Genomic DNA, 20,984 nt, shown 5'->3' with positions numbered 1-20,984 from the left:
CTCCAGCAGGAAGAGGCGCCCCTTCAAGGGCGCCTTTTTTGTCATGAGATGCTCGGGTCTTCGCCCGAGCATGACGGCAGGTGTCACCCGCCGATGTTGAACGCCGCCAGCGCCGCCATGTTGACGATGTCGGAATCCTTGGCGCCGAGCGGCACGATCTGCACCGGCTTGTCGAGGCCGACCAGCAGCGGGCCGATCACGGTGGCGCCGCCGAGCTCCTGCAGCATCTTGGTCGAGATCGAGGCCGAGTGGAACGCCGGCATCACCAGCACGTTCGCCGGTCCGGTCAGGCGGCAGAACGGATATTGCGCCATCAGGTCGCGATTGAGTGCGACATCTGCGGCCATCTCGCCATCGTACTCGAAGTCGACGCGCTGGCCGTCGAGGATCGTCACGGCATCGCGCACTTTCTCCGAGCGCTCGCCGGCCGGATGGCCGAAGGTCGAGAAGGCGAGCATGGCGACCTTCGGCTCATAACCGAGCCGGCGGGCGACGCCGGCGGCCTCGATCGCGATCTCCGACAGTTCCTGCGCCGTCGGCATCTCGGTGATCGCGGTGTCGGCGATGAGCACGGTCCGCCCGCGCGTGATCGCGATCGAGACGCCGATCAGGCGGTGGCCCGGCCGATCGTCGATGACGCGGCGAACCTCCTCCAGCGCGATCGAGTAGTTGCGGGTGACGCCGGTGACCATCGAATCGGCATCGCCGAGCGCGACCATCGCGGCAGCGAAATGGTTGCGGTCCTGGTTGATCAGGCGCTGGCAGTCGCGGAACAGATAGCCGTGCCGCTGCAGCCGCTCGTAGAGATACTGCGCATAGGCGGAGTTGCGGTGCGAGAGCCTGGCGTTCTGGATCTCGATGCCCTTGGCGGCGAGGTCGACGCCGAGATGCTCGGCGGTCTCGTTGATGCGCTCCTCGCGGCCGACCAGGATCGCCCTGCCGAGCTCCTGGTTGACGAAGGAGACGGCGGCGCGGATGACCTGCTCCTCCTCGCCCTCGGCGAAGACGACGCGCTTGGGATAGCGTCGCACGCGCTCGAAGATGCGGTTGAGCGTGCCGGCGACGGGATCGCGCCGGGCCGAGAGCTGCGCCTTGTAGGCGTTCATGTCGACGATCGGCTTGCCGGCCACGCCGGACTCCATCGCTGCCCTGGCGACCGCGGCCGGCACGACATGGATCAGGCGCGGGTCGAACGGCACCGGGATGATGTAATCCTTGCCGTAGCGTGGGCGTGAGCCCTGATAGGCGGCGGCGACCTCGTCCGGCACGTCCTCGCGGGCGAGCTGCGCCAGCGCCTCGGCCGCGGCGATCTTCATCTCCATGTTGATCGTGGTGGCGCGCACGTCGAGCGCGCCGCGGAAGATGTAGGGGAAGCCGAGCACGTTGTTGACCTGGTTCGGATAGTCCGACCGCCCGGTCGCCATGATCGCGTCCTCGCGAATGGCGTGGACCTCCTCCGGCGTGATCTCCGGATCGGGGTTGGCCATGGCGAAGATGATCGGGTTCTCCGCCATGGACGCGACCATCTCCGGCGTCACCGCGCCCTTCTGCGACAATCCGAAGAAGGCGTCCGCCCCTTCCAGTGCCTGCGCCAGCGTGCGCCGGTCGGTGACCGCGGCATGGGCCGACTTCCACTGGTTCATGCCTTCGGTGCGGCCCTGGTAGATCACGCCCTTGGTGTCGCAGAGGATGACGTTGTCGGGCTTGAAGCCCATCGCCTTGAGCAGCTCCGTGCAGGCGATCGCGGCGGCGCCGGCGCCGTTGACGACGAGCCTTGTCGTCTGGATGTCGCGCCCGGTCAGGTCGAGCGCATTGATCAGGCCGGCGGCGGCGATGATCGCGGTGCCATGCTGGTCGTCATGGAAGACCGGGATATCCATCAGTTCGCGCAGGCGCTGCTCGATGATGAAGCATTCGGGCGCCTTGATGTCCTCGAGGTTGATGCCGCCGAAGGACGGGCCGAGATAGCGTACTGCGTCGATGAACTTGTCGGCATCCTCGGTGTCGACCTCGAGGTCGATCGAATCGACGTCGGCGAAGCGCTTGAACAGCACCGACTTGCCTTCCATCACCGGCTTGGAGGCGAGCGCGCCGAGATTGCCGAGGCCGAGGATGGCGGTGCCGTTCGAGATCACCGCGACCAGGTTCGAGCGGGTGGTGTAGTCATAGGCGCGGCTCGGGTCCTCCGCGATCGCCAGCACCGGCACGGCCACGCCCGGCGAATAGGCCAGCGACAGGTCGCGCTGGGTCGCCATCGGCTTGGTCGGCACGATCTCGAGCTTGCCCGGCCTCCCCTGCGAGTGGAAGAGCAGCGCCTCCTGGTCGGTGAAGGTCGGACGGGTGCGCTTGGGCGGGGAGCGATCGTTCATGCGCTTATTCTTTTTCACAGGCGTTTCCTCGGGGGGAACGACCATAGGGCAGCGTCGCTTTCCTCGACAAGGCGCGATTGCGCGACAGCAGTTTTCCCGCTGCGGCAGGGGTCGGCCTGCGCTCGGATCCGGTTCTAGAGGCCGGCGCGCATGCGCGCGACGCTGTCGCCGACATAGCGGTCGAGCTCGACCGCCTGCTCAGAGACCAGGCGCGCCGCGGCGACGACGCGCACGGCGGCTTCGCCGGTGGCGCGGGCTTCGCCCCCGGCACTGGCGACGTTCTGCGTGACGGTGGCGGCCGAGCCGGCGACAGCCTGGGCGTCGAGGGCGATGCCCGAAGCGATCGCGCCCTGACCGGTGACGACCTGTGCGATCGCGTCCGAGGTCGTCTCGATCGTCCCCATCGTGCCTTCGATCTGTCCGACGGCGTCGGCGACTGCCGCTGCGGCGCCGCGGATCTCCTGCAGCGTCGCGGCGATGTCCTGCGTCGCCTGCTGGGTCTGCTCGGCGAGATTCTTGACCTCGCCGGCGACCACCGAGAAGCCGCGCCCGGCGACGCCGGCGCGCGCCGCCTCGATCGTCGCGTTGAGCGCGAGCAGATTGGTGCGCACCGCGATGTCCTCGATGAAGGCGAGCACGGCGCCGACCTTGTCGGCGGCGACCGCGAGCCCGTCGACATCGGTCCTGGTCGAGCGGACATGCCTGGCCGCCTGCCGGGCGGTCTCGGCTGCGAGATCGGTCTGGCGGGTGAGCTCGCGGATCGAGGCGTCGATCCGCTCGGCCGCATCGGCGACGCTGCCGACCCGCTGCGAGGCGAGCTCGGCCTGCTCCGTCGCCTCGCCGGCGCGGGCAGTGGTGCGGTCCGCATTGGCGGCCATGCCTTGCGCGGCTTCGAGCATGCTGCGCGCGGACTCGCCGACCCGGCGCAGCGCCTTGCCCACGGTCACTTCGAGATTGACGGCGAGCTCCTCCAGCGCGGCCTTGCGCAGCGTCTCGATCTCCTGCCGGCCGTTCGCCAGCGTCTTTTCCGTGGTCACGTCGATCAGGATGCCGTCCCAGACGGTCGTGCCGTCGGGCAGGTGCCGCCGGGTCGCCTCGCTGCGCAGCCAGACGACGGCGCCGCTGGCGGCTTGGTAGCGCAGTTCGGTGCGCCGGTGCCCGAGCTCGTTGATCTGGTCTTCCTCGTTGGTCGACGAGCAGCGCTGGCGATCCTCCGGCAGGATTCTCGACAGGAGAATCTCGGGATCGCTCTCGATCGCCTCGCGGCCGATGCCGAGCAATTCGTCCAGGCGGTAGCTGACGAAGCGGTAGCGGCGCTCGCCGTCCGGCCGATCGATCCGCTGATAGAGCGTGCCGGGCACATGATCGAGCAGCGTCTTGTAGCGATAGGCGGTCTCGCGCCGCTCGCGGTCATTGCTGAGGACGAGCCCGACCAGCACGGTGCCGAGCGTGCCGACGACGATCATGATCGGCACCGCCTCGGTGAGGAAGCGCTCGGCCGCGGCCCAGTTCGGCATGAAGATGTTCGAGGCGATCAGGCAGCCGGCGCTGATCAGGCTGAGCCAGGCGAGATCGCGCAGCGTCAGCGAACGCTTCTGTCGGCCGAGCCAGGCGGCATAGATCGCGCCCGCGACGGCATGCAGGACGATCCCCGCGATCCCGGTCGGCATGCCGACGCCGCCGAGATTGTAGCGCGCCACCGCCAGCGGCACGGCAGTCAGCAGCGCCGCGATCGGCCCGCCGATCGGCCCTGCCAGGATAGCGAAGGTGTTGCGGGAATCGACCACCAGCCCGGGCTGGATGACGAAGGGATTGGCCATGCTGCACAGCGCACCGACCGCGAACAGGACGCCGACCGCAAACTGGCGCAGCAGCGGGCGCTGGTCGATCCAGCTGGCCGCTGCGGTCAGGATCAGAGCCGCCAACAGCAGGAAGGACAGGCTCTGGATCAGGTTTATGAACAGCGACATGGCGGGCCTTGGCCGGAGACAGCTCACGGACCCTGCTTAAATATGTTGAAAGCAGTCCTAACGGATGGCCTTGCCGGCGCGATTTGCTAGCGTGCGCGCCCCATGCGCCACACAAAACCAGACGACATCGCGGACGCCAGGACCGCAGCTGCGGCCGACGCCGGCCGCGTCACGCCGATGATGGCGCAGTACGTCGAGATCAAGGCAAACAATCCGGACTGCCTGCTGTTCTACCGGATGGGCGATTTCTACGAATTGTTCTTCCAGGACGCCGAGATCGCCTCGCGCACCCTCGGTATCGTGCTGACCAAGCGCGGCAAGCATCTCGGCGAAGACATCGCCATGTGCGGCGTGCCCGTAGAGCGCGCCGACGACTACCTGCAGAAGCTGATCGCCGCCGGCCATCGCGTCGCCGTGTGCGAGCAGATCGAGGACCCGGCCGAGGCCAAGAAGCGCGGCGCCAAATCGGTGGTGAAGCGCGACGTCGTGCGCCTCGTCACCCCCGGCACCATCACCGAGGAGCGCCTGCTCGATCCCGGCCGGGCGAGCCTGCTCGTCGCCGTGGCCCGGCGCCGGGTCTCGGACGAGATCTACGCCTATGGCATCGCCGCGCTCGACATCTCGACCGGCCGCTTCGCCGTGCTGGAGACAGATCAACGCGGCCTTGCCGTCGAACTCGCTCGTCTGGAGCCGCGCGAGATCGTCTGCCCCGATGCGATCCATGACGATCCCGAGCTCAGGGAATTCTGGCGCGATGTCGCCGCTCCCGTGACGCCGCTGGCGCGCGAGGGGCTCGATCCGGCCTCCGGCGAGCGGCGGCTTAAGGAGTTCTTCGGCGTCGCCACGCTCGACGCCTTCGGCGCCTTCAGCCGCGCCGAGATCGCCGCCGCCGCGGCCGCGCTCGCCTATGTCGAGCGCACCCAGCTCGGCGCCCGCCCGCCTTTGTCGCCGCCCGTCCGCGAGGGGATGAGCGCGACCATGCTGATCGACGCGGCGACCCGCGCCAATCTCGAACTCACCCGGACCCTCGCGGGAGAGCGCACCGGCAGCCTGCTCGCCACCATCGACCGGACCGAGACACCGGGTGGCAGCCGCCTGCTCGCCGAGCGACTCGCTGGCCCGCTCACCGATCCCGAGGCGATCGGCAGGCGGCACGACGCCGTCGCGCTGCTTGTCGAGGTGCCCTCGCTGCGCGAGGCGCTGCGGCGCGATCTGTCGCGCGTGCCCGACATCGCCCGTGCGCTGGCGCGGCTCTCGCTCGACCGCGGCGGCCCGCGCGATCTCGCCGCGCTCGGCGCCGGACTGGAGGCGGCGCGCGGAGTCGCCGCGGCGCTGCTGCGCCAGGGGGGTCTGCCGGAGGAATTGCGCGAGGCGGCGCTGGCGCTGGGGCGCACCGATCCGGATCTGGCGACGCGCCTCGCCAACACGCTTGCCGACGAATTACCGCTGCTGAAGCGCGACGGCCGCTTCGTCCGCGAGGGCTTCGATCCGGCGCTCGACGAGCTCCGGCTCCTCCAGGTCGACTCGCGCAAGGTGATCGCGCAATTGCAGGCGCGCTATGCCGCCGAGACCGATTGCCGGACCCTGCGCATCAAGCACAATTCCATGCTCGGCTATTTCGTCGAGGTGCCGCAGGCGGTTGGCGAGACCTTCCTCCGGGAGCCCTGGCGCGCCGTCTTCGTGCATCGCCAGACCATGTCGGACGCGATGCGCTTCTCGTCGGTCGAGCTCGGCGAGCTCGAAGCCAAGATCGCCTCGGCCGCCGACCGGGCGCTCAAGCTCGAACTTTCGATCTTCGCCGCGCTGACCGAAGCCGTGCTCGCGCAGGCCGAGCCGATCAAGGCGGCGGCGCAGGCGCTGGCGGTGATCGACGTTGCCGCGGCACTGGCCGAGCTTGCCATCGATGGCGGCTGGACCAGGCCCCAGGTCGATGACGGAGCCGCCTTCACCATCAGGGCCGGCCGCCATCCCGTCGTCGAGGCGGCGTTGAAGCGGCAGGGCCAGCCTTTCGTCGCCAATGACAGCGAGCTGTCCGCGTCGGGCAAAAGCCGCGACGGCCGCATCTGCCTGATCACTGGTCCGAACATGGCGGGCAAGTCGACCTTCCTGCGCCAGAATGCGCTGATTGCTGTGCTCGCCCAGATGGGCTCTTTCGTGCCGGCGCAAAGTGCCCATATCGGCATCGTCGACCGGCTATTTTCGCGCGTCGGCGCCGCCGACGATCTGGCGCGGGGCCGCTCGACCTTCATGGTCGAGATGGTCGAGACCGCGGCGATTCTCAACCAGGCCGGGCCGCGGGCGCTGGTCATCCTCGACGAGATCGGCCGGGGCACCGCGACCTTCGACGGTCTCTCGATCGCCTGGGCCGCGATCGAGCATCTGCACGAGGCCAATCGCTGCCGGGCGTTGTTCGCGACGCATTACCACGAGCTGACCGCGCTGGCCGAGCGGCTCGACCGGGTCGCCAACGCCACCGTGCGCGTCACCGAATGGAATGGCGAAGTCGTCTTCCTGCACGAGGTCGTGCCGGGTGCCGCCGATCGCTCATACGGCATTCAGGTCGCCAAGCTCGCCGGCCTGCCGCCGGCCGTGGTCGAGCGCGCCCGCGCCATCCTCTCCGAGCTGGAGAAGAGCGAGCGCGAAAAGCCGGTCGCGGCTTTGGTCGACGATCTCCCGCTCTTCGCGGTGCAGATGCGCAAACCCGCGCCGGCAGCCGTCCCGGTCGCCGGCCCCGACGAATTGCGCGAGGCGCTCGCCGGGCTCGACCCCGACGAGATGACGCCGCGCGAGGCGCTGGAGGCGCTCTACAGGCTCAAGCGGCTGAATTGAACCTGCGCCCGATCCCTTCCGCCGCTGCGATGCCCGTGGCGAAGCAGGCCTGCAGCAGATAGCCGCCGGTCGGCGCCTCCCAGTCGAGCATCTCGCCGGCGACGAAAATCCCAGGCAGGCGCTTCAGCATGAAATATTGGTCGATCTCTTCGGCCCGGATGCCGCCGGCGGTCGAGATGGCGCGGGCGAGCGAGGCCATGCCGGTGAGGCGCAAGGGCGCAGCCTTGATAAGCCCCGCGAGCGCGTCGGGCTCGGCCGGCAGCGGTCCGCTCGTAGCCTCCCGCAGCACGGCCGCCGCAACCGGCGAAAGTCCCGCCGCCTTGCGCAGATGGTTGCTCAGCGTCTCGCCCGCACGGCGCTTCGCCAGCCGGTTGGCCAGCTCCGGCTCGATCAGGTCCGGTCGCAGGTCGATCGTCAGGGTCGCTTCGCCATCGCGGGCGATGGTCTCCCGCAGCGGGCCCGACAGCGCATAGATCGCTCCGCCCTCGATACCTCCTGCGTCGATCATCGCCTCGCCCATCACGCGCTGTCCGGCGATGCTCAGCGCGATCCGCTTCAGCGGCTGACCGGCAAAGCGCTCGCGCATCAAGGGCGACCAGTCGACCGAGAAACCGGCATTGGCGGGGCGCAGTGGCGCGATCACAACGCCCTTGCCAGCAAGCAATTCGACCCAGGACCCGTCCGCGCCGAGGCGTGGCCAGCTCGCCCCGCCGAGCGCCAGCAGGGTCGCGCGCGGCGTCACGATCTCCTCAGCGCCATCGCGAACCGCAAAGCGCAGCGCGCCGCTCTCATCCCATCCCGACCAGAGCCGCCCCGAATGCAGCGCGACGCCGAGCCCGTCGAGCCGGGCCAGCCAGGCCCGCAGCAGCGGCGAGGCCTTCATCGCCCTGGGGAAGACGCGTCCGCTCGACCCGGTGAAGCTCTCCGCCCCGAGCCCATCGGCCCAGTCGCGCAGCGCCTGCGGCGGGAAGGCGCGGATTGCCGGCTCCAGCCAGGCGCGCGCGGTGCCATAGCGCTCAAGAAGAGCGTCGAGCGGCTCGGAATGCGTCAGGTTGAGCCCGCCGCGGCCGGCGAGCAGGAATTTGCGCGCCGGCGAGGCCATCCGCTCGTAGAGCGCGACCTTGCGGCCGGCCTGCGCCAGCCGCTCGGCCGCGATCAGCCCGGCAGGGCCGGCGCCGACGACGGCGACGTCGATGTCTCTAGTATGAACCATCCGGCCTTTTCTCGCGGGTCATCCCGGACGCAGCGAAGCGGAGATCCGGGATCCATTCCGGAGCCTTTCCGAAAGAGGTTCGGGAATGGGTCCCGGGTCTCCCTCCGGTCGCCCGGGACGACAGCATTCTTTTTTGCTCGGGACTATGCTGCCGGCAGTCTCAATTGCCGAACACGGTGTTGAGCTGGCTGCCGACCATGATGAAGGTGGTGCGCTTCGGCATCTCCTTGAGCCGGACGGCGCCGATATAGGTCATCGCCGAGCGCACCCCGCCCATGATCTCCTGCATCGTGCCCTCGACCGGGCCACGATAGGGCACCTCGACGGTCTTGCCCTCGGAGGCCCGGTACTTGGCGACGCCCCCGGAATATTTCTTCATCGCCGTGTCCGAGGACATGCCGTAGAACACCATCGCGACCGGCACTTTCTCGCCGTCGTGGGTCTCGTAGCGGATCTCGCCCTCGCATTCGTCATGGCCGGCGAGCATGCCGCCCATCATCACGAAGTCGGAGCCGCCGCCATAGGCCTTGGCGACGTCGCCCGGCACGGTCAGCCCGCCATCGCCGCAGACCAGTCCTTTCAGGCCATGGGCCGCGTCGGCGCATTCGATGATCGCCGAGAGCTGCGGATAGCCGACGCCGGTCATCTTGCGGGTGGTGCAGACCGAGCCCGGGCCGATGCCGACCTTGACGATATCCGCGCCGGCCAGGATCAGCGCCTCGGTCATGTCGCCGGTGACGACGTTGCCGGCCATGATCGCCGCGTTCGGGAAGGCGTCGCGGGTCGCCTTGACGGTGTCGACGAATTTTTCGGTGTAGCCATTGGCGACGTCGAGGCAGATCTTGTCGATCGGCGCCTTGGCATGCACCGCCTTGAGCTTGTCATGGTCGGAATCGGTGGTGCCCAGCGAATAGAAGGCATTGGCCGATCCCTCCTCCTTGAAGAAGGCGATCAGCTCGTCGGCGTCATAGTGCTTGTGCAGGGCGACCATGGCGCCGTGCTTCAAGAGCGCGCGTGCCATCGCCATGGTGCCGACCACGTCCATGTTCGCGGCGATCAGCGGGAAGCCGGTCCACTCGCGGCCGGTATGCGCGAAGCGGAAGCTCCGGTTGACGTCGACCTCGGCGCGGCTGCCGAGCGTCGAGCGCTTTGGCCGGATCAGCACGTCGCGGAAGTCGAGTTTCGGATCGTTCTCGATGCGCATGATCAAAGCTCCGGCGACTGGCGCAGGTCAAAAAAAGCGCACGCAGGATGAGGGAGCGTGCCGGGATTCATAGCCGCTCGAACCCTGCGGAGCAATGCGCCGGGAGAGGGTGGGGTTCCGGCGGAATCAAACTTTAGTAATCTCTAAAGTTTCTCTGGACAGGCTGCTCGCAGCACGATACTTAAGCGCATGCTTCACCAACCTGACCAGCTCGATCTCATGTTCCAGGCGCTGGCGGATCCGAACCGCCGGCAGATGGTGCAGCGGCTCTGCGAGGGGCCGGCGAGCGTCAGCGAGCTCGCGGCGCCGCTCGCGATGACGCTGTCGGCGGTGGTGCAGCATCTTTCGGTTCTCGAGGGAGCCGGGCTGGTGCGGACGCAGAAGATCGGGCGGGTCCGCACCTGCCAGCTCGACACGCAGGCGTTGCGGGCGGCGGAGCGCTGGATCAGCGAGCGCCGCGCCCTCTGGGAGCGACGCTTCGACCGGCTCGGCGCCTTCCTCGCCGAGCAGGACCAGGACGTGAAGCAAGGAGACGAGCCATGAGCGAGCGGACCGTCGTCCACGCCGATTTCACCATCGAGCGCCATTACGATGCGAGCCCGGCCCGCGTCTTCGCCGCCTTTGCCGATCCCGCCGCCAAAAGGCGCTGGTCGGCCTGCCATGACGAGGGCGGACTCGGCGAGCATGTGCTGGATTTCCGCGAAGGCGGCCGCGAGACCATGCGCGGCGCCCCGGCCGAAGGCGGCGTCTACGCGATGAACGCGACCTTCCACGAGATCGTGCCGGAGCAGCGCATCATCTATAGCTACGAATTGCTGCGCGACGATATCCGCCTGTCGATCTCGCTGGCGACGATCGAGTTCCATCGCGACGGCGCCGGCACAAGGCTTCGCTTCACCGAGCAGGCCGCCTTCCTCGACGGGCACGACCGGCCTGACTGGCGAGAGCAGGGCTCGCGCATCGGCTTCGACCGGCTGGCGGACTATCTCGCGCAGGAGCAGGCACCAGCCTGAACCACAGCCATCGTCGACCAATCCCGTTTCAGCCCGCTCCTTTCCAGAAGCAGGAATGCACACTCATGTCCCTGACGCTCTATTTCCACCCGCTCTCGGGGTTCTGCCAGAAGGTGCTGGTTGCGCTCTACGAGAACGAGACACGGTTCACGCCGCATCTCGTCAATTTCGGCGATGCCGACGAGCGCGCCGATTTCCTGAAGCTCTGGCCGATCGGCAAGTTCCCGCTGCTGCGCGACGACAGCAATGGAAGGCTGGTGCCGGAGACCAGCCTGATCATCGAGTATCTCGCCCTGCACTATCCCGGCCCGATGGCGCTGCTGCCGGAGAACCCGGTCGCGGCGCTCGAAGTCCGGCGGCTCGACCGGATTTTCGATCTCTATGTCGCCATCCCCATGCAAAAGGTGGTGCTCGACCGGCTGCGCCCGGAAGGAAGCAATGACCCGGTCGGCGTCGCCGAGGCCAAGGCGACCCTCGCTTGCGCCTATGACGTGCTCGAAGCGGAGATCGGCGAGCGGCAATGGGCGCTCGGCGACGCGTTCAGCCTGGCCGACTGCTCGGCCGCACCGGCGCTGTTCTATGCCGAGCGGGCGCTGTCCTTCCGCGACAGCCATCCGCGGCTCTGGGCCTATTTCGAGCGTCTGCGCACGCGGCCGTCCTATGCCCGCGCTCTGGCCGAGGCCGAGCCCTATTTCGAGTACTTCCCACGCAATCCAGGCGATGCCGGGCTCTCCCGCTAGCACGGCTTCGCGAACCCACACCGCCACTGTCGAAAGGACAAGACCATGACCGCCAATCCCGTCGTCCATGCCAGCTTCACCATCGAGCGCAGCTATGCCGCCTCGCCCGCCCGCGTCTTCGCAGCCTTCGCCGATCCCGCGCAGAAGCGCCGCTGGTTTGCCGAGGGCGAAGGCTGGGAGGTCGAGCAGTTCGATGTCGATTTCCGCGTCGGCGGCCATGAGCGCAGCCGCTTTCGCTTCCAGGGCGGCCCGCCGATCACCAATGACACCGTCTACCAGGTGATCCAGCCGAACGAGCGCATCATCCTCGCCTATGCCATGGCGATCGATGGCGCGCCGCTCTCGGGCTCGCTGCTGACCATGGAGTTCGTGCCCGAGGGAACCGGCACCAGGTTCGTCTTCACCGAGCAGGGTGCCTATCTCGACGGCAAGGACGGCCCGATCCATCGCGAGGAAGGCTCGCGTGAATTGCTGGAGGCGCTTGCCAGGATACTCGGCGAGCCCGCCAACCCGGCCGCCTGACGCCTCGATCAGGCTGCATGGAGCCTAACTCCATTCAGCCGCAGTTCATCCCCGGCCGGCTAACCGGCATGCTGGCGGCATCCGAACCGGGAAGACCCGGCGGGCGCCGCCTCCGATGTCGCGATCCGGGGGGATCACTCGACTGTGCTGAAGGCCGTCGATCCGAACACCGTGCCGGCCGGCCCGCCATCCGACTGGCAGGTCACCAAGAGCTTCGCCCGTCTCACCGGCGGCTTCTGGCGCGGCGGCACCGCCGGCCGGGCCTGGCTCTGGTCGCTGACGCTGGCGAGCGCGATCATCCTCTCCGTCTTTGCCAACGTCACGGTCAACCGCTGGAACGGCTGGTTCTTCGATGCGCTCGAGAAGAAGGACGGCGAGAGCGCGCTGATCGCCATGGCCGTCTTCCCGGTGCTGGTGCTGATCGCGGCAGGCCTCGGCGTCATCATCCTGATCTCGCGCGAGACCTTCCAGGTCCATTGGCGCGCCTGGGTCACCGCCAAGCTCGCCGATGGCTGGATCGGCGAGCGAAGGTTCTACCGGCTCGGCCTCTCCGGCTACGAGCCGGCCAATCCCGAATACCGCATCGCCGACGATGTCCGCTGGGCCACGGAGCCGGTGGTCGATTTCGCCATCGGCCTGCTCTCGGCCGTCATCACCGCGATCACCTTCATCGGCATCCTCTGGTCGATCGGCGGCTCGCTCAGCGTCGAGGCGCACGGCGTCCCCTTCGAGATCCCCGCCTATATGGTCCTGGCGGCGATCATCTACGCCGTGCTGGTCTCCGGCCTCATCACCTGGGTCGGCCGGCCGCTGCCGCGTCTGATCGCCGCCCGCAATGAGGGCGAGGCGCGCCTGCGCTTCTCGTTGATGCGCATCCGCGACCATGGCGAGACGATCGCGCTCTCTCGCGCCGAGACCGGTGAGCGCCGCGCCGTCGCCGCGACCTATGACACGCTGGTGGCGCGCTGGCTCGCGATGATCCGCCAGCGCGGCCGCTTGACCTGGATCACCAATGGCAGCGGGGCCTTGGTGCCGGTGGTGCCGCTGCTGCTGGCGGCGCCGAAATATCTCTCGGGCGAGATGTCGCTCGGCGACGTCGTCCAGGTCGCCGCCGCCTTCGTCGCCGTGCAGAACGCCTTCAACTGGGTGCTCGACAACTTCATGCGCATCGCCGAATGGCTGGCTTCGGCGCGGCGGGTCAACGAGCTTGCCGTCGCGCTCGGCGCGATCGAAGCCGGTGTGGCCGAGAGCGACATCGCCGTCCTCGCCAGCGAAGACGCGGGCCTGCGGCTGGACGAGCTGACGCTGACCGATCGCGACGGCCGCACCTTGCTCGCCGACGTCTCGACGGCTCTGCCCGCCGGCGCGACATTGCACGTCGCCGGCGAGCTCGGCCATGGCAAGGCCGCGCTGATCCAGGCGGTGGCGGGCCTCTGGCCGTGGGGGCGCGGCGCGGTGGCCCTGCCGGACGGGGCGCGCATCGCCGTGCTGCCGCAGCATCTCCATCTCTCGGAAGGCAGCCTGCGCGCCGCGCTCGACCCGATCGGCGGCCACAGCGACGCAGAGGCCGCCGCCGCATTGCGGCATTACGGCCTCTCAAGCCTGGTGTCGCAGATCGATCTCGCGCACGACTGGGACAAGGCGCTGACCACCGGCGATCGCCAGCGCCTCGCTTTGGCACGCGCCGAATTGGCGAAGCCGGATATCCTCGTGCTCGACGAGGCGACGAGCGGGCTCGAGACCGAGGCGGCGCTCGAACTGCTCTCGCGGCTCAGGGCGGCGCGGCCGGATGCGGTGATGCTGCTGATCGGCCAAAGTCCCGGTTTCGCCGAGGCTGCCGATCATCACCTCACCATGCGGCGCGCCGGCGGCGTCGCCCGCATCGCCTCGTCCGACATGCCGCGCCCGACCACACGGGTCGAAGCCGGCGGCGGCTGATGCTCGGGCCTGTTCACGCTTTTCCCATCCGCGCCGGCTGGACCGGCCTGTCTCAAAAACGGAGTCAAACGCATGCTGAACATCTGGGACGTCTATTGGGGCCTGCGGGTCGAGCAGTGCCCCTGCGACGTGCATTTCGTCGAATGGCTGGAAGAGCAGGGCCTGACCGGCAAGCGCATCTACCATTTCGGCACCGGCGGCCACCATTATGTCGGCATCCGCTGCGCCGAGCCGGAGTTCGACAACACCGTGCTCGGGATCACCGCCTCGCCCAAGGAATACGAGGCCTTCGTCAAGCTCGCGATCGACAATCCGACGATCACCAAGACCTATTCCGCTTATTTCGGCGACATCTACACCAGCAATGCCCGGCTGCTGCCGCGCTTCGACATCGTCACGCTGTTCCACTCCTGCGAGTTCCGCAGCGAGAAGAACGACTCCTATGGTGCGCTGACCGATCTTCAGGTGATGCAGCTCTTCACCGACCAGACCGATGCCGGCGGCCATATCCTGTTCTACACCGGCTCCTTCGCCTATGAGGCGGCTAAGCCGATGATCGCGGAGTGGGCGACGTCGCGCCAGGTCGAGGAGATCGGCGAGTTCAAGACGCTCCGCGTCTTCCGCAAGACCGCCTGAAGCGGTTGCGCCGGTCGCTGAACGGCGCTAATTCCGTCCCATCGCCGCATGCCAACCGGGGAGGGCTGCGTGATCACGTTCTTTCGTCACCATCGTCAGCGCGGCCCCGTTCAGGCCCTGCAAGCCGGCTTGCAGGGCTGACCGCACAGGCGATCGTTTCAGGTCTCTTCTAGGTCTGCCCTTCGTGAGGGCGTAGCGTCTTCGAGCCCAAAGCTCGGCCAGCTGCGTCCATCCCTCATCGAGCCAGGCGTTCCGCATTCGTGATGCTCGGGGCAAGGACCCCGGCCGAATGACGGAGCGCGGCTCGGGCAGTTCCGAGACCGACCATGACCTTGACTACCCTTCGCAATCTCGGCGTCACGCTGGGCGCGCCCCTGTTTTCCGACCTCTCGTTCTCCATCGTACCGGGCGACCGCCTTGGCCTCGTCGCCGCCAATGGCCGCGGCAAGTCGACCCTGCTCCGCTGCCTCTCTGGTTCGCTCGAACCATCCGCCGGCGAGATCACCCGCTCGCGCGGCCTGCGCATCGGCCATGTCGAGCAGGACGCCTCGCCGCAATTGCTGGAGCAGTCTGTCGACCAGTTGCTGCTCGACATGCTGCCGGCCGACCAGCGCGAGAGCGAGCATTGGCGCGTCGAGGTCGCGCTGGATTCGCTCGCGATACCGGAAGAACTGCGCCGCCGCCCGCTCGGGCAATTGAGCGGTGGCTGGCAAAGGCTCGTCCTTATCGCGCGCGCCGGCATCGTCGAGCCGGATCTGCTGCTGCTCGACGAACCCACCAACCATCTCGATCTCGCGCGCATCGGCGTGCTGGAGAGCTGGCTCGCCGCCCTGCCGCGCGACGTCGCGGTGATCCTGTCGAGCCATGACCGCGCCTTCCTCGACGCGACGACCAATCGGACGCTGTTCCTGCGCCAGAAGAGCTCGCAACTGTTCGCGCTGCCCTATTCGCCGGCGCGTGCAACGCTCGACCAGACCGATGCGGCGCAGGCGCGCCGGCACGAGCGTGACCTCAAGTCCGTCCAGCAGATGCGGCGGCAGGCGGCGAAGCTGAACAATATCGGCATCAACTCCGGCAGCGATCTCCTGCTCAGCAAGACCAGGCAGCTCAAGCGCCGCGCCGACGAGCTCGAAGCGACGGTCCGCCCGGCCCATCGCGAGCGCTCTGCCGGGGCGATCAGGCTCGCCAGCAGCACGACGCATGTGCGGGCGCTGGTCGAGCTCGACGACGTCGCGGTCGCGGCCCCGGGCGGTCGGCTGCTGTTCAGGGCTGGCAGACGCTGGATCAGTCCGGGCGATCGTGTCGTACTGCTCGGCCTCAACGGCGCCGGCAAGTCGCTGCTCGTCGCCATGCTCCACGCTGCCATTCGCGGCGAGGAGCAGGCAGGTATCAGGGCGACCCCCTCGTTGGCACTCGGTTACGCCAGCCAGAGCCTCGCCGAATTGCCTGATGGTGATACCCCGCACGGGCTGATCAGCCGGCGCTTCGATGTCGGCGACCAGCCGGCCCGTGGCCTGCTCGCCGGCGCCGGTATCGCCATCGATCGCCAGACCGGGCCGATCGGCGCGCTCTCCGGTGGGCAGCGGGCGCGGCTCGCCATGCTGGTGCTGCGCCTCGCCAGGCCGAATTTCTACCTGCTGGACGAGCCCACGAACCATCTCGACATCGAGGGGCAGGAGGCGCTGGAGGTCGAGCTCACCGCCGGCGAGACCAGCTGCCTGCTGGTCTCGCATGATCGCAGCTTCGTCCGCGCTGTCGGCAACCGCTTCTGGCGGATCGACAAGCGGCGGCTGGTCGAGGTCGACGACCCCGAAGCTTTCTTCCGGGAGGCGATGGAGGCGGAGGGTTGACCGCCGCGGCCATCGCTACCGCCATGAGGCTGGCGCGTCCTGCGTAGGCCTCATGGCGCGCATTCGTCGCGCCGTCCTGTCTTGTGCATCGCGGCGAAGGCGCTATCTCTCGGGTCCGGCCGCCAGGCCAGCCGCCAGCAACCCGCCTTGCTCGCCGCGTTCTGCGTGCGTGCGCAACCCGACAAGAGCACTGATGTCGTTCGGCCCGCACGAGCCCGGAATGCCGTTGCGCAAGCGCAGCCGCTGGTGGTGGCTCGGCCCGCTCGCCTCGTCGGTGATCTTCGCGGCATCGCTGGTGGTGCTTTATTACATCGTCCGCGAGATCGAGCCCGGCGAGCTTGCCCGCGCCTTCGCCAACGCCAGCCAGCGCCAGCTCCTGCTGGCGCTGGGTTTCACCACGCTGAGCTATCTGCTGCTGACCGGCTACGACGCGGTCGCGTTGCGCCGGCTCGGCCTGTCGATCCCCTATCGAACCACGGCGCTCGCCTCCTTCACCAGCTATTCCGTCGCCTTTACGCTGGGCTTCCCGATCGTGACCGGCGGGACCGTGCGCTACTGGGTCTATTCGGCCAAGGGCGTGCGCGCCTCGGAGGTTGCGAGCCTCACCGTGATCGCCGGCCTGACCTTCTGGCTCGGACTCGGCATGATCCTCTGCGCCAGCCTGTTCTATGCGACGGAATCGGTCGCCGTGCTGGCGCGGACCTCGCCGCTGGTGATCCAGGTTGTCGGCGCCGCCGTGGCGCTCGGCACGGCAGGCTACCTTTTCTGGGTCGCGACCGGCGAGCGCACCTTGCGGGTCAGCGGCTGGAACCTGCCGCTGCCTGGGCTGGGCATTACCCTCGCGCAGATGCTGCTGGGCGCTGCCGAAGTCTGCGCCGCCGCCGCCGTGCTCTATGTCCTGCTGCCGGGCGGGCACAACCTGCCCTATGAAAGCTTCCTGGCCGCCTATATCTTCGCATGCCTGGTCGGCATCGCCAGCCATGCGCCGGGTGGGCTCGGCGTCTTCGAGGCGACCATGCTGATCGCGCTCAGCCGGCTGCCTTTCGAGCAGGTGCTGGGTGCGCTGCTGCTCTTCCGCATCATCTACTACATCCTGCCCTTCATCCTGGCGCTGGTGCTGCTGGCGCTGAACGAGATGATCCGGCGCATCCGGCGGCACGAGATCTGACGCCGCCGCGTCTGCGCCGATCGGGCAGGCGTCTCCTTGACGTGGCCGCTGGTCGACGCCACCTCGATTCTGCCGGGCCTGTCGCAAGGAAGCAACCGGCCCGGGGAGAGCAGTGGACGCGGCGCACCTCATCGACGAGATCTACGAGGCCGCCGTCGTGCCGGAGCGATGGGCTGATGTGCTCGACCGGCTGGCGGCCATGGCTGGCGCCGTCGGCACCATCCTGTTCGCGGCATCGCCGAGCCGGTTCCAGTGGACCTCCTCGCAGGCCATCCAAGGCGTCGCGGCCGAATGGGTCGCTTCGCCCTTCGTCGCGGACAATCTACGGGGCAAGCGCCTGGTCCCGCTCTACGAACCGCGTTTCCTGACCGATCTCGATGCGATCGCGCCGCAGGAGCTGGAGCAGGACCCGTTCTATCGCGATTTCCTGAGGCCGCGTGGCTTGGGCTGGTGCGTCGGCACCTCGATCCGTGCGACCAGTGGCGACAGCATCGTCTTCTCGATCGAGCGCCTCTACGCCGACGGCCCGGTTCCGCGCGAGACGGCCGCCGCGCTCGACCAGTTCCGGCCGCATCTGGCGCGGGCCTCGATCATCGCGGCGCGTCTCGGCCTCGAGCGGGCGCGTGCCAGCGTCGCGGCGCTGGAGTTGATCGGCCTGCCGGCTGCGATCATCACTGGCCGCCATAGCGTGCTTGCGGCCAATGAGCTGATCATCGCGTGCGGGGCGTTCGAGATCGGCGCCTTCGACCGCGTGCGTCTCTCCGATCCCATGGCGAACGAGCGCCTGCAGCTCCATCTCGACGTGGCGGGGGACGCCGGGCTGTCGTTCCCGATCCGCGCCACCGGCGACCGGCCCGCCTTCGTCGCGCATCTCGTTCCGCTCAGGCGCGCCGGGCTCGACGTCTTCTCCGGCGCGGCCCAGCTGTTCTATCTCACCGAGGTCGGCCGTGGTGCGGCGCCGTCCGCGGCCATCCTCGAAGCGCTGTTCGATCTCAGCCCGGCGGAGGCGAAGGTGACCCGGCTTCTCCTGTCGGGCGGCACGGTTTCCGGAATCGCGAACAACCATGGCATCCGGCCTGAAACCGTGCGGGGCCAGCTCAAATCCGTCTTCGCCAAGACGGGTGTGCGCCGCCAAGCCGAGCTGATCCAGCTGCTGGGTGGCATTCAGTCTCCGGGTGCCCCGGACCTGCTGTCGCGGCCGATCGCAAGCGAATAGCGCCCGGTTTCGCGCGGGGGAATTGCGCTGCACCACCGCTCCGGCCTATGACGCCTCGCCGCAGGCCACGCATCGGAAGGCAGGAACCGCATGCACGCTTTGGTCGACCCGAAGGCGCCTGTCACGGCGGCGCTGATCGAGGCCATCGGCGTTCCCGCCGTATTGCTCGACCCGCAGGGAGTGATCCAGGCGCTGAGCCCGACGGCTCCGGCGCTGGTCACGGCGCTCGCCAAGGGCAAGCCGCTCGCCCTCGTGATGCGCGATCCCGATCTGATCGACGCGATCGAGCAGGTCTCGCGCCATGGCGGCCGCCGCGCCGTCGAGCTGATCGAGCGCGTGCCGGTCGAGCGCACCTTCCGCATCCATATCGCCGCGCTCGCCGGCAGCGGCTGGCGCCGCGCCGTGCTCCTGACCTTCGAGGATCTCAGCGAGCAGCGCATGACCGAGCGCATGCGCGTCGATTTCGTCGCCAATGCCAGCCACGAGCTGCGCACGCCGCTCGCGTCCGTGCTCGGCTTCGTCGAGACCTTGCAGGGCCCGGCGCGCAACGATGCGGTGGCGCGCGACCGCTTCCTGACGATCATGCGCGAGCAGGGCCTGCGCATGGCGCGTCTCGTCGACGACCTGCTCTCGCTGTCGCGCATCGAACTGCGCGCCCATCTCGCGCCGGAGACGCCGGTCGATCTCGCCAGCATCGCCCGCGAAATTCTCGACTCCCTTGTCCTGATGGCGCGCGAGCGCGAGGTGACGCTGAAGCTCGACGCGCCGCAGCAGCCCGTCACCGTCGCCGGCGACCGCGACGAATTGCTGCGGCTGATGGAGAACCTGGTCGAGAACGCGATCAAATACGGCCAGCGCGGCGGCGAGGTCGGCATCACCGTCGCGATATCCGGCGAGGAGGCCAGCCTCAGCGTGCGCGATGACGGTCCCGGGATCGCCCCGGAGCACCTGCCGCGCCTGACCGAGCGCTTCTACCGGGTCGACACCGCCGCGAGCCGCGAGGCCGGGGGCACCGGCCTCGGCCTCGCCATCGTCAAGCACATCGTCCTGCGCCATCGCGGCCGCCTGACGATCGAGAGCGTGGTCGGCCAGGGCGCGACCTTCCGGGCGATCCTGCCGCGCCTGCTGGAGCCGACCCGTTAACGATTTGTGACGGCGGCAAGCGCCCTATCATGACTGTGTGTCATGTGGCTGTCATATAGCCGGTGTTCTAGCAGGGCCGCTGCACTTGCGATCCAGAGAGGACATCTGATGCGCAAACTTCTCATTCTCACAGCCGCCGCCATCGGCCTGACGGGCGCTGCCCAGGCTGCCGACATCACCGGCGCCGGCGCGACCTTCCCCTTCCCGATCTACGCCAAATGGGCCGAAGCTTATAAGAAGGATACCGGCATCGGTCTGAATTACCAGTCGATCGGCTCGGGCGGCGGCATCCGCCAGATCAAGTCGAAGACCGTCGATTTCGGCGCCTCCGACATGCCGCTGAAGGGCGAGGACCTGGACAAGGACGGCCTGCTGCAGTTCCCGGCCGTGATGGGTGCGCTCGTCCCGGCGATCAACATCGCCGGCGTCGAGGCTCGCCAGATCAAGTTCTCGGGTCCGATCCTGTCGGACATCTACCAGGGCAACATCAAGAAGTGGAACGACCCCAAGCTCACCGCCCTGAACCCGGATGTGAAGCTGCCCGACGCCAACATTACCGTGGTCTATCGTTCCGACGGTTCGGGCACGACCTTCGTCTGGACCGATTATCTCTCGCGCGTCTCGCCTGAGTGGAAGTCGAAGATTGGCGCCAACACCTCGGTGCAGTTCCCGGTCGGCATCGGCGGCAAGGGCAATGAGGGCGTCTCGGCCTCGGTCAAGCAGATCGCCAACTCGATCGGCTATGTCGAATACGCCTACGCGAAGCAGAACAAGCTCGCCTACGGCCTCGTCCAGAACCGTGACGGCAAGTTCCCGGTGCCGGAGACCGAGTCCTTCCAGGCCGCGGCGGCCAACGCCAACTGGAATGAAGCGCCCGGTTTCGGCATCATCATCAACAACCAGCCTGGCGAGAAGGCGTGGCCGATCACCTCGGCGACCTTCATCCTGATGCACAAGAAGGCCGAGAAGCCCGAGCAGTCCAAGGCTGCGCTGGCCTTCTTCGACTGGGCCTACAAGAACGGCGACAAGCTCGCGGTCGATCTCGAATACGTGCCGATGCCCGCGAACGTGAAGGACCAGATCCGCGCCAGCTGGAAGGGTATCACCGACGCCTCCAGCAAGCCGGTCTTCTGAGCGATTACAACGACATGGCGAAGCGGGGAGCATCCCCCG

16 protein-coding genes are annotated in these 20,984 nt (G+C 68.1%); 12 read left to right on the top strand and 4 right to left on the bottom strand.

The genetic code is table 11. The annotated features are described in order from the left end of the window. Positions 1-83: 83 nt before the first annotated feature. Both BMZ21_RS14535 and BMZ21_RS14530 read right to left on the bottom strand, forming a co-directional pair. Positions 84-2,369, bottom strand: coding sequence for an NADP-dependent malic enzyme (locus BMZ21_RS14535; protein WP_091835501.1), 2,286 nt, complete (start codon positions 2,367-2,369; stop codon positions 84-86). 134 nt (positions 2,370-2,503) lie between these two features. After that, on the bottom strand, positions 2,504-4,339 hold the full coding sequence (locus BMZ21_RS14530) for a methyl-accepting chemotaxis protein (RefSeq protein ID WP_091835498.1): 1,836 nt from the start codon (positions 4,337-4,339) through the stop codon (positions 2,504-2,506). Between the two features lie 102 nt (positions 4,340-4,441). On the opposite strand from BMZ21_RS14530, the gene mutS reads away from it, so the two are divergent. Beyond that, entirely contained in the window at positions 4,442-7,168 is a 2,727-nt protein-coding gene (mutS, locus tag BMZ21_RS14525; RefSeq protein WP_091835495.1) for a DNA mismatch repair protein MutS, read from the top strand. Here the strand turns inward: mutS and BMZ21_RS14520 are convergent. Together BMZ21_RS14520 and BMZ21_RS14515 are read right to left on the bottom strand one after the other, a co-directional pair. Next, positions 7,152-8,381, bottom strand: a complete 1,230-nt coding sequence (locus BMZ21_RS14520) for a TIGR03862 family flavoprotein (RefSeq protein ID WP_091835491.1) — start codon at positions 8,379-8,381, stop codon at positions 7,152-7,154. The genes mutS and BMZ21_RS14520 overlap by 17 nt on opposite strands. A 160-nt stretch (positions 8,382-8,541) precedes the next feature. Continuing rightward, positions 8,542-9,585, bottom strand: a complete 1,044-nt coding sequence (locus BMZ21_RS14515) for a GMP reductase (RefSeq protein ID WP_091835488.1) — start codon at positions 9,583-9,585, stop codon at positions 8,542-8,544. Between the two features lie 189 nt (positions 9,586-9,774). Here BMZ21_RS14515 and BMZ21_RS14510 point away from each other — a divergent pair, with 189 nt between their 5' ends. From BMZ21_RS14510 to pstS, 11 genes are all read left to right on the top strand, one after another. Beyond that, on the top strand, positions 9,775-10,128 hold the full coding sequence (locus BMZ21_RS14510; RefSeq protein WP_091835484.1) for an ArsR/SmtB family transcription factor: 354 nt from the start codon (positions 9,775-9,777) through the stop codon (positions 10,126-10,128). After that, positions 10,125-10,598, top strand: a complete 474-nt coding sequence (locus tag BMZ21_RS14505) for an SRPBCC family protein (protein ID WP_091835480.1) — start codon at positions 10,125-10,127, stop codon at positions 10,596-10,598. The genes BMZ21_RS14510 and BMZ21_RS14505 overlap by 4 nt, the downstream gene beginning before the upstream one ends. 65 nt (positions 10,599-10,663) lie before the next feature. Next, the gene (locus BMZ21_RS14500; RefSeq protein ID WP_091835477.1) at positions 10,664-11,338 is read left to right on the top strand and encodes a glutathione S-transferase family protein; all 675 of its coding nucleotides are present in this window, start codon (positions 10,664-10,666) and stop codon (positions 11,336-11,338) included. Between the two features lie 45 nt (positions 11,339-11,383). Next, positions 11,384-11,860 carry an SRPBCC family protein gene (locus BMZ21_RS14495; RefSeq protein ID WP_091835474.1) on the top strand — a complete coding sequence of 159 codons (477 nt, stop codon included), beginning with the start codon at positions 11,384-11,386 and terminating at the stop codon, positions 11,858-11,860. A 144-nt stretch (positions 11,861-12,004) separates the two neighbouring features. Next, positions 12,005-13,798 (top strand): ABC transporter ATP-binding protein/permease, encoded by a 1,794-nt coding sequence (locus BMZ21_RS14490; protein ID WP_091835471.1) that lies wholly within the window; start codon positions 12,005-12,007, stop codon positions 13,796-13,798. 72 nt (positions 13,799-13,870) lie between these two features. Then, the gene (locus BMZ21_RS14485) at positions 13,871-14,434 is read left to right on the top strand and encodes a hypothetical protein (protein ID WP_208862284.1); all 564 of its coding nucleotides are present in this window, start codon (positions 13,871-13,873) and stop codon (positions 14,432-14,434) included. Positions 14,435-14,760: 326 nt separating this feature from the next. Then, positions 14,761-16,284 (top strand): ABC-F family ATP-binding cassette domain-containing protein, encoded by a 1,524-nt coding sequence (locus BMZ21_RS14480; RefSeq protein WP_091835467.1) that lies wholly within the window; start codon positions 14,761-14,763, stop codon positions 16,282-16,284. 220 nt (positions 16,285-16,504) lie between these two features. Further along, positions 16,505-17,452 (top strand): lysylphosphatidylglycerol synthase domain-containing protein, encoded by a 948-nt coding sequence (locus BMZ21_RS14475; protein WP_244543842.1) that lies wholly within the window; start codon positions 16,505-16,507, stop codon positions 17,450-17,452. Positions 17,453-17,564: 112 nt separating this feature from the next. Then, a complete protein-coding gene (locus BMZ21_RS14470; RefSeq protein WP_091835462.1) occupies positions 17,565-18,668 on the top strand; it encodes a helix-turn-helix transcriptional regulator in 1,104 nt (367 codons plus the stop codon). 90 nt (positions 18,669-18,758) lie between these two features. Next, entirely contained in the window at positions 18,759-19,811 is a 1,053-nt protein-coding gene (locus BMZ21_RS14465) for an ATP-binding protein (RefSeq protein ID WP_091835459.1), read from the top strand. 108 nt (positions 19,812-19,919) lie between these two features. Beyond that, complete coding sequence (gene pstS, locus BMZ21_RS14460; RefSeq protein WP_091835456.1) at positions 19,920-20,945, top strand: phosphate ABC transporter substrate-binding protein PstS; 1,026 nt, start codon at positions 19,920-19,922, stop codon at positions 20,943-20,945. Positions 20,946-20,984 lie beyond the last annotated feature (39 nt).

Source organism: Allobosea lupini (assembly GCF_900109525.1).
GTDB classification, from domain to species: domain Bacteria; phylum Pseudomonadota; class Alphaproteobacteria; order Rhizobiales; family Beijerinckiaceae; genus Allobosea; species Allobosea lupini.
This window is presented reverse-complemented; position numbering and strand designations above follow the sequence as displayed.